Source organism: Cupriavidus sp. 2SB (assembly GCF_005503625.1).
GTDB lineage: Bacteria > Pseudomonadota > Gammaproteobacteria > Burkholderiales > Burkholderiaceae > Cupriavidus.
On the sequence record NZ_SCMX01000008.1, the window covers coordinates 30,690 to 43,290 of the forward strand.

Genomic DNA, 12,601 nt, shown 5'->3' on the forward strand with positions numbered 1-12,601 from the left:
AAAGCGATGAGCCGGCAGTGGACGGATGAGGAGAAGGCGAAGCTGGTCGTGCTGGTCGGTCAAGGGCTGAAGTGGTGGGACATCGGCTTTCAGCTGGGCAGGACGGGGGATGCCGTGCAGATGATGGCGGGCAGCATGAAGCTGGGTCCGAAACCGTTCAAGGGAAAACGCTCGGCGGTATGGCGGCTGATGGTCCGGATCTGCGCGGATGGGCGGCCTCGCACGGTGCATGAGTTGGTCGCCTTGACCGGAGCCAGCCGCGTCTGCATCGACCGACTCATGAAGGAAGGCCACGCGGATGGGGAAGCACACACGGCGGGCTGGCTGAAAAGCCGCCGCGGCCCACCGAAGCCGCTGTGGCTGCCGGTGCCCGGAACGGACGCGCCGAAGCCCTATGTGCCGACCGCGTCCGAGCGCCAGTGCGCCCGCATGCGCCGAATGAAGGAGGAAGACCCGCTCCGCTACAAGGCAATCATCGACCGCTGCACGCTGCGTCGGAAGCTGAAGCGCGGCGTCGTGGCGCAGCAGCATCCCGTGGTGCAGGCGCTCTTTGGCATGGGGGTGGCCGCATGACCGAGAAACAGAAGGGCGGTGCGCTGGCCCGTCTGGCCGGGATTCTCTGCAACAACCCGGAGTTCCGCCGGATGGTGGCGGTCAAGACTGGGTTGCCGTGCGACACGCCAGCCGACGCGCGAGCCCTCATCTTGAAGCGCTGCGACATCACGTCCCGGGCGGACCTCGATCACGTCCCGAAGGCCGAGGCGGAATTCCATGCCGCATTCCGACTGCCGTGGATGCGGTGGCAGCAGGGCGCAAGACAACAGAACCAGACCAGATAACCGGGGAGCAGACAGATGACCGAGACCGAGATCCTATTCACCAGCGCGGACAGCGCACTCCGCTTTGCGTTCTCGTACTCGACGCAGCAGTACAGCCCGACACCGATGGCGCGCGCGATGCGCGGCGGCAACGTTGGTACCGGGAAGGGTCTGGTGGGGCTGGACGGCGCAGCCCAGGCGGGCATGGTGCGCGCGGAGGTGAAGGAATTCAACGACCTGCACCGGTCGCTCCTGATCGCCCAGTTCGCCCCGTCTGAATTGCCGTGCCCGTGTACGGCGCCGTGCTGCTCGGGCAACAGGCCGAACCGGGAGTGGGCGGACGCGATTACCTTCCTGACCGATCATACGACGCACCTGTTCGCGGGCGGCCTGACGCATTACCGCCTCAGACGGACGTTGATCGAGCGGCATTTTGGCGCGCACCGGGACATTCACGGGAAGAAGATCACGCTGGAGCGCTTGGCCCAGCAGTGCGACATCCACCGGCAGACCGTTTCCACTCACCACCAGAAGCTGATGGCATGGCTGCGGGGGACGAAGGGCGTGAACGGATCGGTGGGCGTCCAGTCGGTGGCGTTGCAGCGCGCGGACGAGCTGCTGCGCGAGATCGGCTTGGTGGGGATGGAGGAGGCCGCATGAGCGCCGCACGACTGATCTACTGCCTGGGCACCGCAATGAAGCCCTGCGATGACTGCCGATACCGAAAAGCCTGGGAGACGCTCAACCAGTTGCCGGACACATTGCGACGGCAGATGCAGGAGGGGGCGATTAGCGTCAGCACCGAGCGTTGCATGATCACCCACTGGAGTCTCAGGAAGGAGGCGGCATGAGCCAGGACAAGGACATCCAGGCGGCGCGAGTAGCTTTCGAGGCTGTCTATCCGGTGCCCGCTCAATGCGTCTGGGTCGGAAATGGGTATGCGGCCACCGGCTACAACGCCTGGGACGCCCAGACCCATTGCCATCGCTGGGAGGGATGGCTCGCGGCCCGGCGTGCAGAGCCGGAGGAAGAGCGGCCATCGAACGGCCAGGTATCAGCGGCGGCCAGGAATATCGCCCGATTGCTCTTGGGCGATGAACGAAAGGTGGACTGCGACATCGTCGAGAGTCACATACGTGAGCTGCTTGCTTCTCCGGGCCGAGGGGGACCAGAGCATTAGAGTTTCTCCAATGTAGTAAAGTGGCGCATTCCTACCGCGCGACCTGACTATGTCGGCAATCCTTCACCAGTTCCTGAGCCAGGCAACGGCCAAAAATTCAAAGTCCTCGGCGTTGCACCCGCTGCTTTGGGCGTTCGGCATTTGTGTCGGTGGAGTTCCTGTTGTCGCATGGGCTACCCCAAATCCCTGGATTTGGGGATCGATGCTGGTTGGCGCCGCGATCCTTCTGATCTCCATTCTCTCCGCGTATTTCTATTTCATGGTTAATGATCCCGACGCTCTGCGCTCGGAAAGCTTCAAGTTGTCTAAGATGGCCTTGGAGAAGGGCATGATGGGCGATAGCATCGTTGGGCTGGTTGACGTAAATGCTTTGAGCAATGAACCCCGTTCGCCGCGGGTCATCACTCAAGAGAATGTCAATGGCTAAGCGATTCATTGCGATGGTCGGCGAGGAAGTGACCAAAGAACAGCGCGACCAAGTCACGGCCTTCGTGAAGTCAAAAGGCCTTGGGTTCTGGCATTGGGTCGGAAACGTTTGGCTTCTTACGTCGTCTTCGGACGACTTGACTGCGTCGACGTTGCGAGATTCGATAAGGGACCTCACTGGCGGAGACCCGATGGTGATGGTTCTTGAGGTTGAACCCAAGACTTGGGCTGGTTTCGGGCTAACCGGACGTTTCGAATGGATAAAAAAGAACTGGAAGAAGATCGTAAGTTGATCCTTCGCTCGCTCTGTTTGCTGGTCAACTGAACCTACTACTTGACCTTTCGACATTTTGTGTCGAAAATAGGCCTCATTCTGATACACCGCAGAACTGCCTCTAAAGCCCGCTAAGCAAAAAGCCAGCGGGCTTTTTGCATTGGTGCATCGGGTTTGTAGTCCCTCAATTCCGCTGTCCCGTCTGTCTCCTCCCGGTAGTTGCCTCGGGTTTGGGTATGCCGGCCGCTGGCCGCCGTACCCGTTTCTTCTTCCTGTCGTCGGAGCCTCCCATGGTCTCGAAAGTCATGATCGCCAACGGCAATCCTTTCGTGCTGGCGCTGCGCGATGCGCTGGGGCTACCGGCGACGACGCAATGGTTCGAGCTGCGCTGTGCGTTCAACGAGGCTGTGGTGGTTCGGTGTGCGTATCTGCCTCGGGCTGACGACGTGGAAGGCTTCGATGCGCGGCCACTTCTGGCCGATTACAGACTGGTCCCCACCAGCGCCACCACGCAGGGCGATCCTGCTGAAGCATTCGCCGATGAGGAGGCCAGCGCGCCTAGCTCGTTGTCCGTCAAGCTGGCTGTGAAGGTGCGGTGGTGGGTGCGTCCGTTGATGGCGCTCATGCCTTGGCTCGCGCGGCGTGCGGTCAAGGTGAGCGTCAAGGGCTGAGGCCATGGAAGGGCAGAAGCCTCGGAGGCTCGCCATGCTTGGCGGGCGCGTTGCCTTAGCTGGTGCGCGTACTCAGACAGTGCAGCCTGGCTCATGGCGCACGAGTGCCCAGACCAGCGGCCAGCGCGGCTATGACTACCGCTGGCAGAAGGCGCGGGCCGCGTATCTGCGGCTGCATCCGTACTGCGTGTACTGCATGCGCGAGGCTCGCATACAGGCCACCGGTCTGGCCGAAGTGATACTCGAATGCGCGGAGCGTGCGCTGCCCGTGCCCTATGGGAACGTGGTTGACCACATCGTTGCGCACCGTGGCGATCAAGCGCGGTTCTGGGATGAATCGAATTGGCAGACGCTGTGCCAGACGCACCACACCCGCGACAAGCAGCGGCAGGAGAACGCGACATGATGCAGCCCATTCTGACGGACCACACGACGATGGTGCTGGGTGCGCCCGCCGACTGGGACCGCACCAAGCATGGTGAATGCATTGGCCTGCCTGTGCATCGGGACGAGGCGAATGGACGCTGGCTCTCGTGGTACCAGCCAACGGAGCAGGACATCGCGAACATCTTGGCAGGGCTACCCATTCGGCTGTCGATCTGCAGTTCCGGCCATCCCCCCGTCGCGATCTCGGTCACGGGCGGCGTCGACGGCTGAAAAGTGGTGAATTAGCCTCTCGATGGGCGATAAAAGTGGATCGTACGCCACGCATCGCGAGTGGGAGGGGTGGGGTGAAAGTCTAGGTGATCTCTACGGCCTAGACCGCCCGTTCCCTCACGCGCAGAAAATTTCCCCTCTACGGAATTTGTTAATCGGTTTAACACGTTGACCGCATTAACAACAACGCGCAACCCGTTGACCGAGAACGGTAAACGTCCTGCCTTCTGTTTAACATTTGGGCCGCTCTGAGCGGGTCTTGACATGGCACTTACCGGCAAAAAGCAGAAGTTTGCCGTGGCCAAGGGCAAGGGCGCGTCCAACAAGGACGCTGCGGTCGAGGCCGGGTACAGCGCAGCCTCCGCGGCGTCGGCAGGGTCGCGACTGGCCAAGGACCCGGACGTTCTCGCGTACTTGGAGCGCAAGACGAAGGCGAAGGCGCCGAAGAAGCCGCCGCCTGCGGCAAAGGCCGCGTCGAAGGAGCCTGTAGCGCCCCGCGAGACGGAGGCGTTGGGCGATGAGGCCGAGGAGTTCTCTTCAATATGGGAGCGCTCGACCCAGTTTTCCGATCCCAAGGCCTTTCTAAAGGCGGCGATGAATGACGACTCGACGGAGCCGAAGCTTCGGGTGTTCGCTGCGAATGCGCTGATGCCTTACTTCCACCGGAAGCTGGGTGATACGGGCAAGAAGGAGCAGGCGGCCGCTGATGCCAAGAAGCCTGGCAGGTTCGAGCCCTCCGCGCCGCCTAAGTTGGTCGCGGCGGGCGGCAAAAAGGTCTGATTATGGAATGGTCTACCGCATGTCGAGACTGGGAGGCCAGGCTTGTGGAGCGGCGGTCAATCATTCCGCCGCCGATCTTTGTTGATGAGGCGGAAAGGGCGCTAGCGATCTTCAAGGAGCTGCACGTTGTCGATCTCCCCGGAAAGCCAACCTTTGGGGAGTGCAGCGAAGAATGGGTATTTGATTTCGTTCGGGCCATCTTCGGTGGCTACGATTCCGAGACCGGTAAGCAGCTCATCCGCGAATACGGACTGCTGATCAGCAAAAAGAACTCGAAGTCGACCATCGCCGCCGGAATCATGCTTACCGCGCTGATTCTGTGCTGGCGCGAGGAGGAGGAGCATCTCATCCTTGCCCCCACGAAGGAGGTAGCGGACAACAGCTTTAAGCCGGCGGCGAGCATGATTCGTGAGGATGACGAGCTGGCGGCGAAGTTTCACATCCAAGACCATATCCGGACGATTTCCCACCGCGTCAACCGAAACAGCCTGAAGGTGGTGGCTGCCGACACCGATACAGTGTCCGGCAAGAAGTCCGGAAAGGTGCTTGTCGATGAGTTGTGGCTGTTCGGCAAGCGATCGAACGCCAGCGCGATGTTCATGGAAGCGTTGGGTGGCCAGGTTTCTCGCGATGAGGGGTGGGTAATCTACCTCACCACCCAGTCGGACGAGCCTCCCGCCGGCGTGTTTAAGGAAAAGCTGGACTACTGGCGAAAGGTTCGCGACGGAAAGCTGGTCGATCGAAAGACGCTTCCCGTGCTCTATGAGTTTCCCGAAAGGGTACTCATGGCGAAGTCCTATGTGGACCCGTCCAATTTCTATATCACGAACCCCAACATCGGGCGTTCGGTCAGCGCGGAGTGGTTGGAAGACGAGCTTCGGAAGAACGAGGCAAAGACAGACGGCACGTTCCAGCAGTTCCTGGCAAAGCATCTGAACGTGGAAATTGGCCTGGCGCTACGCTCGGATAACTGGGCCGGGGCGCTTTTCTGGGAGCAGCAGGCCAAGCCGGGGCTGACCCTCTCGTCGCTGATCCGACGTTGCGAAGTCGTTGATGTTGGGATCGACGGCGGTGGCCTTGACGACTTGCTGGGCCTCGCCGCAGTGGGACGAGATCGGGAGACGGGTGAGTGGCTGTGCTGGACCAAGGCGTGGGCGCATCCAACCGTGCTGGCCCGGCGCAAGGAGGTCGCTCCCCGCCTGTTGGACCTGCAAGAAGCTCGCGAGCTAGTAATCGTCAAGCAAATTGGTCAGGACGTTTCCGAGCTTGCTTCTGACGTAAAGCGGATCTACGACGCTGGCCTATTGGACAAAATCGGTGTGGATCCCAGCGGCATTGGCGCAGTGCTCGACGCGCTGGTCGAGGCGGAGATTCCCGAGAAGAACGACAACGGCGATCCCATGATCGTGGGCATCTCGCAGGGTTGGAAACTGGGTGGTTCCATTAAGACCACGGAGCGGAAGCTTGCCGAAGGAACGCTTTGGCATGGCGGTACCGCGATGATGAACTGGTGCGTCGGCAATGCCAAAGTCGAGCCGCGCGGCAACGCAATCCTGATCACAAAGCAGGCCAGCGGTACCGCGAAGATCGATCCGCTGATGGCCCTTTTCAACGCCGTGACGCTCATGGCGCTAAACCCTGAAGGGAGAGGCTCGCTGGATGACTGGCTGAGCAATCCCGTAGTGGCGGCCCACGCATGAAAAATCAAACACCAAAAAGTATCGCGGGCCGCGTGCGCGCAGCGATCGACGGTTGGGTCCGATCCTTCTCACTAACGGATCGCGACTTGTACGACCGCGTGCCGGCAAGCGAGGCTGGTGTGGAGGTGACGCCCAAGGCGGTGATGCAGTTGGATGCAGCCTGGAGCTGCGTGCGGTTGATCTCCGAGACGATCGCCACGCTTCCGCTCTCGATGTATGAGCGTGCGGCAAGCGGCAAGCGCGTTTCGCCGCAGCACCGGCTGCACTTCGTTATTCACGATCAGCCGAACGCGGACTCGACCGCTTCAGTGTTCTGGGAGGCGATGGTGGCGGCGATGTTGCTGCGCGGCGCCGGACGAGCAGAAAAGCAGTATGTGGGCGATCAGTTGGTCGGCCTTGCGTTTCTGGATCCATGCAAGCTGCGCTGCTACCGCGACGCGTCCGGGAAAAAGCGATTCAGCTACCCCAAGCCCAACGGCGAGATGAGAGACATCCCAGAGTCTCGCATTTGGACGGTGCCTGGATTCACCCTCGATGGCGTGAATGGCGTATCAGTGATCGAGTACGGCGCCAAGGTTTTCGGTACCGCGATCGCAGCCGACAAGGCGGCGGCGCAGACCTTCAAGAACGGTCTGTTGCAGACCATCTACTACAAGATGGCGGGCTTCCTTAAGCCGGGGCAGCGCGCCGAGTTCAAGAAAAACTTGGCCGGTACTATCGAGCGTGGAGAGGCTCCGCTGCTGGAAGGTGGCACGGAAGCCAACACGCTTGGCATCAAGCCATCGGACGCGCAGTTGCTGGAATCTCGCGCGTTCTCAGTCGAAGCAGTATGCCGCTGGTTTCGTGTGCCGCCGTGGATGGTGGGGCACACCGAGAAGTCCACCAGTTGGGGGACTGGCATCGAGCAGCAAATGATCGGATTCCTGACGTTCACGCTCGGCCCTTGGCTGCGCCGCATCGAGCAGGCGATCAGCAAAGACCTGTTGAAGCCTGGCGAGAGGGTTCGGTACTACCCCAAGTTTGCCGTTGAGGGCTTGCTCCGCGCCGATAGCGCGGGCCGTTCGGCGTTCTACGGTGCGATGGTGAACAACGGCATCCTGACCCGCGATGAGGTGCGGGAGTTGGAAGATCGGGAGCCGATGGGCGGCAACGCGGCGGTGCTGACCGTGCAGTCGGCCATGACCACCCTGGACGCCTTGGGCACGCAGACCGACGCTAACCAGGCGCGCGCATCCATTCGGGCCTTTCTCGGCCTCGACGACCAAAAGAGGGACTGATCCCATGAGCAAGAAGACGCTTCCGGGTGCGCCGGAGGGGCGCCCCTGCGCCGGAATTTCGAGCCAACTGCAACCGCGTGCGCTTGATCGCTGGCACGCCAATGTACGCGCCGCATCCGACAACGACGCCGACCGGACGATCAGCGTCTACGACGTCATCGGCTACGACTACTGGTCAGGTGATGGGGTGACGGCAAAACGCATTGCCGGCGCTTTGCGTGGCATGGGTGCTGGCCCGGTGACGGTCAATGTCAACTCGCCGGGTGGCGACATGTTCGAAGGCCTGGCCATCTACAACCTGCTGCGCGAGCACGACGGCGAAGTCACCGTGAAGGTGCTCGGCCTGGCCGCTTCGGCTGCATCGATCATCGCGATGGCCGGTGACACCGTGCAGATTGCCCGCGCTGGCTTTCTGATGATCCACAACGCCTGGGTAATGGCGATCGGCAACCGGAATGATCTGATCGAAGTGGCCGCGACGCTGCAGCCTTTCGATGATGCGATGGCCAGCATCTATTCGGCTCGCACCGGTCAGGACATCAAGGCCATGGCCAAGCTCATGGACGCCGAGACGTGGATCGGTGGGCAGGCGGCAGTCGACGACGGCTTCGCCGACGAGCTTTTGCCGTCCGACCAAGTCAAGAAAGGCGAAGGCAAAGCCAGCGCCTCGGCAATCCGCCGCATCGAGGCCGCGCTTCGCACCAGCGGCATGCCGAAGTCGGAGGCCCTGCGCCTCATCAGCGAATTTAAGTCCAGTTCGGGCGATCCGGCTGGCAGCGGTGAGGGAGATCCCACCGAACGAGTCGAGCCTCGGCCCGATTCCCTCAGCAGTGCCGCGGCTCTCGCCGCATCCCTCATCTCTATCAACGCTTGAAAGGCACAATATGTCGCAAATCGAAAAGGACATCGAGTCCATCAACGCCAGCCTGACCAAGGTCAGCGACCAGATCAAGACCCAGGCCGAAGCGTTCGCCAAGAATGCGAAGCAGAGCGAAGACGCCGTCGCCAAGGTCGACGATCTGCTGAACAAGCACGGTGAGCTGCAGAACAGCCTGACGGCAACGCAGCAGGCACTGGCAAAGCTGGAAGCCAACGGCGCGGGCGGTGACGTCCAGCACTTGTCGTTCGGCGCTCAGTTCGTCGAGGGCGAGAAGTTCAAGGATTTCGCTGCTCAAGCAACGCCGCGCGGTCGCGTGGACATGACCTTCAACGCGGCGATCACCAGTCTTACGACGGACGCCGACGGCTCGGCGGGTGATCTGGTTCGCCCGACGCGTCTGCCGGGTGTGCTGCCGCTGCCCCAGCGTCGCATGACGGTGCGCGACCTGATCACCCCGGGCACGATGGACGGCAACACGCTGGAATACGTGAAGGAAACGGGCTTCACGAACAACGCTGGGATGGTGGCAGAAGGCGCGAAGAAGCCCGAGTCCTCGATCAAGTTCGATCTGGTCAGTACGTCGGCGAAGGTCATCGCGCACTTCGTGAAGGCATCGCGCCAGATCCTGAGCGATGCCTCGCAGCTGGGTAGCATCATCGATGGCCGCCTGCGCTACGGCCTGGCCTTCAAGGAAGAGCAGCAGCTGCTGAATGGCGATGGCACAGGCCAGAACCTGCTGGGCATCATCCCGCAGGCGTCCGCCTTCGTCGCGCCGTTCGATCCGGCGGGCACCGAGACGAACATCGACAACATCCGTCTGGCGATGCTGCAGGCGTTCCTCGCCGAATACCCGGCCACCGGCCACGTCATGAACCCCATCGACTGGGCGCGCATCGAGCTGCTGAAGGACACCACGGGCCGCTACATCATCGGCAACCCGCAGGGCAGCATCGGCGCCACGCTGTGGAATCTGCCGGTTGTCGAGACGCAGGCGATCCCGGTGGACAAGTTCCTCACCGGCGCTTTCAAGCTGGGTGCCCAAGTCTTCGACCGCTGGCTGGCTCGCGTCGAGGTGGCCACCGAGAACGAAGACGACTTCGTGAAGAACATGGTCACCATCCTGGCGGAAGAGCGTCTGGCGCTGGCGGTGTACCGCCCCGAGGCGTTCATCTACGGCGACTTCGGCAACGTGACCTGATCGGCGTCAGCCGACCAGAAGGGGCCCGCTTCGGCGGGCTTTTGTCACCCCCTGGAGATCATCATGAAGATTAAGTTCAAGGCGCCGGACCCGCGCGCCGGCGCGGTCGTCCAGTTGGACAGCAGCCGCGCACAGCATTTCATCGACACGGGCGCTGCCGTGCTGGTGAAGGAAGACGATCACCGCTCAGCCGTGGCGCGCGCCGAATTGGACAAGGCGCTGGCCAGCATCCCGCACGACGAAACGGATGCCGACTACCTTGTGGGCGCGATGCGCGCGCACTTTAAGGGCGCCTTCACCGATGCCGACGAGGCGAAGGTGAGAGAGGCGGTGGCCGCCAATGCCGCTGCGCAGGCCGAAGCAAGGGCGAAGCAGGAGGCCGAAGAGCGCGCCGCCGCCGATGCGAAGGCAAAGCAGGAAGCCGAGGAACAGGCGGCGCGCGACAAGGCTGCTGCGGAAGCGCAGGCCACGAAGGACGAGGAAGCGCGTCTCGCCGCCGAGGAGGCATCGCGTCGCGAAGCCGAAGAGCGTGCTGCAGCCGAAGCAGCAGCTGCCGCCGAGAAGGAAAAGGCTGCGGCCGAGGCAAAGACCAAGGCCAAGGGCAAGGGAGCCTGACATGCCGATCCTCGCTCTCGACATGGTGAAGTCGCACCTGCGGGTGACGTGGTCGGACGAGGATCAGCTGATCGGCCTCTACCTGGCAGCGGCTGAAGGCGCCGCCGCGTCGTTCCTGAACCGTCAGTTCTACAAGACTACCGAGGAAATGGCCGCGGCCGTCCTGGCGGGCACGGCTGGCGACGACCCGATGGTGGCCAACGCCGAGATTCAGGCCGCCGTCCTGCTGACTACTGGCCACCTGTACAGCAACCGCGAAGACGTCGTGGTGGGCGCCACGGTAGCCGAACTGCCACGCGGCGCGCGCGATCTGCTGCAGCCATACCGCGTGGGGCTGGGCGTATGAGGACCGGCCAGCGCAGCGAGCTGGTTCAAATCCAGCGGCCGATTGACGGGCAGGACGAACTCGGCGGTCCTCTCCCGGGCTGGGAGACAGTTCGGCCGGCGTGGGCCAACATCCTGCACCGAAGCGGGATAGAAGCCATTCGCGCGGACGCGCCGACCTCGATCGTGCAGGCCAGCGTCAGGATTCCATGGCGGGCAGCCGAGGGCGTGACCACTGCGATGCGCGTGCTGTGCGCCGACGGCACGGCGTACGGCATCAAGGCCATTCTGCCGGACCGCGTGAAGCGCCAATTCGTGGATCTGGTGTGCGAGACAGGGGCGTCTGATGGCTAACTCCGCAGAGAAGGTCGTGGTGGCCGCCCTGAAGACCATCACCGGGCTCAAGATTTACCCCGACGTGGCGCCGAGCGGCGCGGCCGGGCCGTACGTCACCTATCAGGCCGTCGGCGGTCAGGATGTGAACGGACTGGACGGCCCAGCCGACTTGGAGAACCAGCGCATGCAGATCAACGTGTGGTCTGGCACGCGCCTGGAGACCTCGCAGACCATGCGGGCCGCACGTACGGCGCTGGTCGAGGCCGACGGCATTCCGATCGGCGCCGCCGTAAGCCAGTACGAGGAAGACACCAAGCTGTACGGTAGCCGGCTGGATTTCTCGGTCTGGTTCCGGCCCTGATTCACTGATTTTCCCTCGCCCGCCCTGCGCGGGCTTTTTCATCTGAAGAGGTCAACATGCCATCTACCGCAATCTCCGCGCAGGGCTCGAAACTGGAAATCTCCAGCACCGCAGGCTCGGCGAAGACGCTCACCGCCATCGCGCTGGGCTTTCCGACGATCCTGACGTCCGCCGCCCACGGCCTGGCGAACGGTGACGTCGTGACCCTCGCCGGCCTGACTGGCGCCGATGCGGCGACGCTGAACGGCCAGACGGTGGCCATCAAGAACGTCACCACCAACACGTTCGCCGTGGACATCAACACGGTGGGCAAGACGATCACGGCAGCCGGCTCGGCCACGCCGCTGAACTGGACGAAGATCGAGAACCTGGTCTCGTTCAACGGCTTCGACGGCCAGGCCAGCGAACTGGACGTCACCGACCTAGACTCGACGGCCAAGGAATTCATGCTGGGCCTGCAGGACTGGGGCACCTTCAGTTTCGACGTGAACCGCGACTTCAACGATGCCGGCCAGCAGGCGGTCGATGCGGCCAAGCGCGCGGGTTCGCAGAAGTCGTTCAAGCTGACGCTGCCGAACCTCAAGACGAAGACCTTCAACGGCTACGTCAAAAACAGCCCGCTGGAAGGCGGTGTCGATCAGGTGCTGAAGACGTCCGGCGTGACGCTGCGCATCACCGGCGACGTGGTGGACGCATAACATGACGCTCCTGTCGAAAGCAGCAATCCTGGGCGCGCTGGACCTCAAGACAGAAGACGTCGAGGTTGCGGAATGGGGCGGCACCGTGCGTGTCGCCATGATGTCCGGCAAGGCGCGCGACGAGTTCTTCGCGCGCCAAGGCGAGGGCGGTCTGCCGATCAGCCAGTTCTCGGCGACGGTGCTCGTGGCCACGATTGTCGACGAGTCCGGCAAGACCGTGTTCGACGAGTCCGACATCGACGCCCTGCGCGCCAAGAGCCCTGACGCGCTCGATCGCGTTCTGACCGTGGCTATGCGGCTGAACGGAATCGGTCCGAAGGCCACCGAGGAAGCGGAAAAAAACTCCGGCGCCGCCCCGAGCGGCGATTCTGGTTCCGCCTCGCCCTCGCCCTCGGAAAGTCAGTAG

The 12,601-nt window shown here is 62.6% G+C and carries 21 protein-coding genes; all 21 read left to right on the top strand.

Annotated features, from left to right (window positions below; genetic code table 11):
• Window positions 1–6: 6 nt before the first annotated feature.
• The 21 genes from FFS21_RS05650 (at window position 7) to FFS21_RS05750 (ending at window position 12,601) form a co-directional block, all read left to right on the top strand.
• Complete coding sequence (locus FFS21_RS05650; RefSeq protein ID WP_137923932.1) at window positions 7–573, top strand: hypothetical protein; 567 nt, start codon at window positions 7–9, stop codon at window positions 571–573.
• Entirely contained in the window at window positions 570–839 is a 270-nt protein-coding gene (locus FFS21_RS05655; protein ID WP_137923933.1) for a hypothetical protein, read from the top strand. The genes FFS21_RS05650 and FFS21_RS05655 overlap by 4 nt, the downstream gene beginning before the upstream one ends.
• Window positions 840–854: 15 nt before the next feature.
• Window positions 855–1,478, top strand: coding sequence for a DNA-binding protein (locus FFS21_RS05660; protein ID WP_137923934.1), 624 nt, complete (start codon window positions 855–857; stop codon window positions 1,476–1,478).
• Window positions 1,475–1,669, top strand: coding sequence for a hypothetical protein (locus FFS21_RS05665; protein WP_137923935.1), 195 nt, complete (start codon window positions 1,475–1,477; stop codon window positions 1,667–1,669). The genes FFS21_RS05660 and FFS21_RS05665 overlap by 4 nt, the downstream gene beginning before the upstream one ends.
• Window positions 1,666–1,998, top strand: a complete 333-nt coding sequence (locus FFS21_RS05670; protein WP_137923936.1) for a hypothetical protein — start codon at window positions 1,666–1,668, stop codon at window positions 1,996–1,998. Before FFS21_RS05665 ends, FFS21_RS05670 begins: the two co-directional genes overlap by 4 nt.
• A gap of 49 nt (window positions 1,999–2,047) precedes the next feature.
• On the top strand, window positions 2,048–2,425 hold the full coding sequence (locus FFS21_RS05675) for a hypothetical protein (RefSeq protein ID WP_137923937.1): 378 nt from the start codon (window positions 2,048–2,050) through the stop codon (window positions 2,423–2,425).
• Window positions 2,418–2,717 (top strand): hypothetical protein, encoded by a 300-nt coding sequence (locus tag FFS21_RS05680; RefSeq protein WP_137923938.1) that lies wholly within the window; start codon window positions 2,418–2,420, stop codon window positions 2,715–2,717. Before FFS21_RS05675 ends, FFS21_RS05680 begins: the two co-directional genes overlap by 8 nt.
• Window positions 2,718–2,988: 271 nt before the next feature.
• Window positions 2,989–3,369 (top strand): hypothetical protein, encoded by a 381-nt coding sequence (locus FFS21_RS05685; RefSeq protein WP_137923939.1) that lies wholly within the window; start codon window positions 2,989–2,991, stop codon window positions 3,367–3,369.
• A gap of 34 nt (window positions 3,370–3,403) precedes the next feature.
• Window positions 3,404–3,775 carry an HNH endonuclease signature motif containing protein gene (locus FFS21_RS05690; RefSeq protein WP_249359174.1) on the top strand — a complete coding sequence of 124 codons (372 nt, stop codon included), beginning with the start codon at window positions 3,404–3,406 and terminating at the stop codon, window positions 3,773–3,775.
• Window positions 3,772–4,026, top strand: a complete 255-nt coding sequence (locus FFS21_RS05695) for a hypothetical protein (RefSeq protein WP_137923941.1) — start codon at window positions 3,772–3,774, stop codon at window positions 4,024–4,026. Before FFS21_RS05690 ends, FFS21_RS05695 begins: the two co-directional genes overlap by 4 nt.
• Before the next feature lie 264 nt (window positions 4,027–4,290).
• On the top strand, window positions 4,291–4,806 hold the full coding sequence (locus tag FFS21_RS05700; protein WP_137923942.1) for a terminase small subunit: 516 nt from the start codon (window positions 4,291–4,293) through the stop codon (window positions 4,804–4,806).
• A 2-nt stretch (window positions 4,807–4,808) separates the two neighbouring features.
• On the top strand, window positions 4,809–6,506 hold the full coding sequence (locus tag FFS21_RS05705) for a terminase large subunit (protein ID WP_137923943.1): 1,698 nt from the start codon (window positions 4,809–4,811) through the stop codon (window positions 6,504–6,506).
• Window positions 6,503–7,783 (top strand): phage portal protein, encoded by a 1,281-nt coding sequence (locus FFS21_RS05710; RefSeq protein WP_137923944.1) that lies wholly within the window; start codon window positions 6,503–6,505, stop codon window positions 7,781–7,783. Before FFS21_RS05705 ends, FFS21_RS05710 begins: the two co-directional genes overlap by 4 nt.
• Window positions 7,784–7,787: 4 nt before the next feature.
• The gene (locus tag FFS21_RS05715) at window positions 7,788–8,657 is read left to right on the top strand and encodes a head maturation protease, ClpP-related (protein ID WP_137923945.1); all 870 of its coding nucleotides are present in this window, start codon (window positions 7,788–7,790) and stop codon (window positions 8,655–8,657) included.
• Between the two features lie 10 nt (window positions 8,658–8,667).
• The gene (locus FFS21_RS05720; protein ID WP_137923946.1) at window positions 8,668–9,861 is read left to right on the top strand and encodes a phage major capsid protein; all 1,194 of its coding nucleotides are present in this window, start codon (window positions 8,668–8,670) and stop codon (window positions 9,859–9,861) included.
• 63 nt (window positions 9,862–9,924) lie between these two features.
• Window positions 9,925–10,476, top strand: coding sequence for a hypothetical protein (locus tag FFS21_RS05725; protein ID WP_137923947.1), 552 nt, complete (start codon window positions 9,925–9,927; stop codon window positions 10,474–10,476).
• A 1-nt stretch (window position 10,477) separates the two neighbouring features.
• Entirely contained in the window at window positions 10,478–10,822 is a 345-nt protein-coding gene (locus tag FFS21_RS05730) for a head-tail connector protein (protein ID WP_137923948.1), read from the top strand.
• Window positions 10,819–11,154, top strand: a complete 336-nt coding sequence (locus FFS21_RS05735; RefSeq protein ID WP_137923949.1) for a phage head closure protein — start codon at window positions 10,819–10,821, stop codon at window positions 11,152–11,154. The genes FFS21_RS05730 and FFS21_RS05735 overlap by 4 nt, the downstream gene beginning before the upstream one ends.
• Window positions 11,147–11,497, top strand: a complete 351-nt coding sequence (locus FFS21_RS05740; protein WP_137923950.1) for a DUF3168 domain-containing protein — start codon at window positions 11,147–11,149, stop codon at window positions 11,495–11,497. Before FFS21_RS05735 ends, FFS21_RS05740 begins: the two co-directional genes overlap by 8 nt.
• A gap of 56 nt (window positions 11,498–11,553) precedes the next feature.
• Window positions 11,554–12,195: a phage tail tube protein gene (locus FFS21_RS05745; RefSeq protein WP_171020328.1), complete on the top strand. Its 642-nt coding sequence runs from the start codon at window positions 11,554–11,556 to the stop codon at window positions 12,193–12,195.
• Between the two features lies 1 nt (window position 12,196).
• Complete coding sequence (locus FFS21_RS05750; RefSeq protein WP_212745218.1) at window positions 12,197–12,601, top strand: hypothetical protein; 405 nt, start codon at window positions 12,197–12,199, stop codon at window positions 12,599–12,601.

Coding starts and splice junctions, on each gene's coding strand:
- FFS21_RS05715 (WP_137923945.1), top strand. CDS start 7,788: ATGAGCAAGAAGACGCTTCCGGGTGCGCCGGAGGGGCGCCCCTGCGCC.
- FFS21_RS05740 (WP_137923950.1), top strand. CDS start 11,147: ATGGCTAACTCCGCAGAGAAGGTCGTGGTGGCCGCCCTGAAGACCATC.
- FFS21_RS05750 (WP_212745218.1), top strand. CDS start 12,197: ATGACGCTCCTGTCGAAAGCAGCAATCCTGGGCGCGCTGGACCTCAAG.
- FFS21_RS05745 (WP_171020328.1), top strand. CDS start 11,554: ATGCCATCTACCGCAATCTCCGCGCAGGGCTCGAAACTGGAAATCTCC.
- FFS21_RS05675 (WP_137923937.1), top strand. CDS start 2,048: ATGTCGGCAATCCTTCACCAGTTCCTGAGCCAGGCAACGGCCAAAAAT.
- FFS21_RS05730 (WP_137923948.1), top strand. CDS start 10,478: ATGCCGATCCTCGCTCTCGACATGGTGAAGTCGCACCTGCGGGTGACG.
- FFS21_RS05680 (WP_137923938.1), top strand. CDS start 2,418: ATGGCTAAGCGATTCATTGCGATGGTCGGCGAGGAAGTGACCAAAGAA.
- FFS21_RS05650 (WP_137923932.1), top strand. CDS start 7: ATGAGCCGGCAGTGGACGGATGAGGAGAAGGCGAAGCTGGTCGTGCTG.
- FFS21_RS05720 (WP_137923946.1), top strand. CDS start 8,668: ATGTCGCAAATCGAAAAGGACATCGAGTCCATCAACGCCAGCCTGACC.
- FFS21_RS05660 (WP_137923934.1), top strand. CDS start 855: ATGACCGAGACCGAGATCCTATTCACCAGCGCGGACAGCGCACTCCGC.
- FFS21_RS05655 (WP_137923933.1), top strand. CDS start 570: ATGACCGAGAAACAGAAGGGCGGTGCGCTGGCCCGTCTGGCCGGGATT.
- FFS21_RS05735 (WP_137923949.1), top strand. CDS start 10,819: ATGAGGACCGGCCAGCGCAGCGAGCTGGTTCAAATCCAGCGGCCGATT.
- FFS21_RS05690 (WP_249359174.1), top strand. CDS start 3,404: ATGCTTGGCGGGCGCGTTGCCTTAGCTGGTGCGCGTACTCAGACAGTG.
- FFS21_RS05670 (WP_137923936.1), top strand. CDS start 1,666: ATGAGCCAGGACAAGGACATCCAGGCGGCGCGAGTAGCTTTCGAGGCT.
- FFS21_RS05685 (WP_137923939.1), top strand. CDS start 2,989: ATGGTCTCGAAAGTCATGATCGCCAACGGCAATCCTTTCGTGCTGGCG.
- FFS21_RS05705 (WP_137923943.1), top strand. CDS start 4,809: ATGGAATGGTCTACCGCATGTCGAGACTGGGAGGCCAGGCTTGTGGAG.
- FFS21_RS05725 (WP_137923947.1), top strand. CDS start 9,925: ATGAAGATTAAGTTCAAGGCGCCGGACCCGCGCGCCGGCGCGGTCGTC.
- FFS21_RS05665 (WP_137923935.1), top strand. CDS start 1,475: ATGAGCGCCGCACGACTGATCTACTGCCTGGGCACCGCAATGAAGCCC.
- FFS21_RS05700 (WP_137923942.1), top strand. CDS start 4,291: ATGGCACTTACCGGCAAAAAGCAGAAGTTTGCCGTGGCCAAGGGCAAG.
- FFS21_RS05710 (WP_137923944.1), top strand. CDS start 6,503: ATGAAAAATCAAACACCAAAAAGTATCGCGGGCCGCGTGCGCGCAGCG.
- FFS21_RS05695 (WP_137923941.1), top strand. CDS start 3,772: ATGATGCAGCCCATTCTGACGGACCACACGACGATGGTGCTGGGTGCG.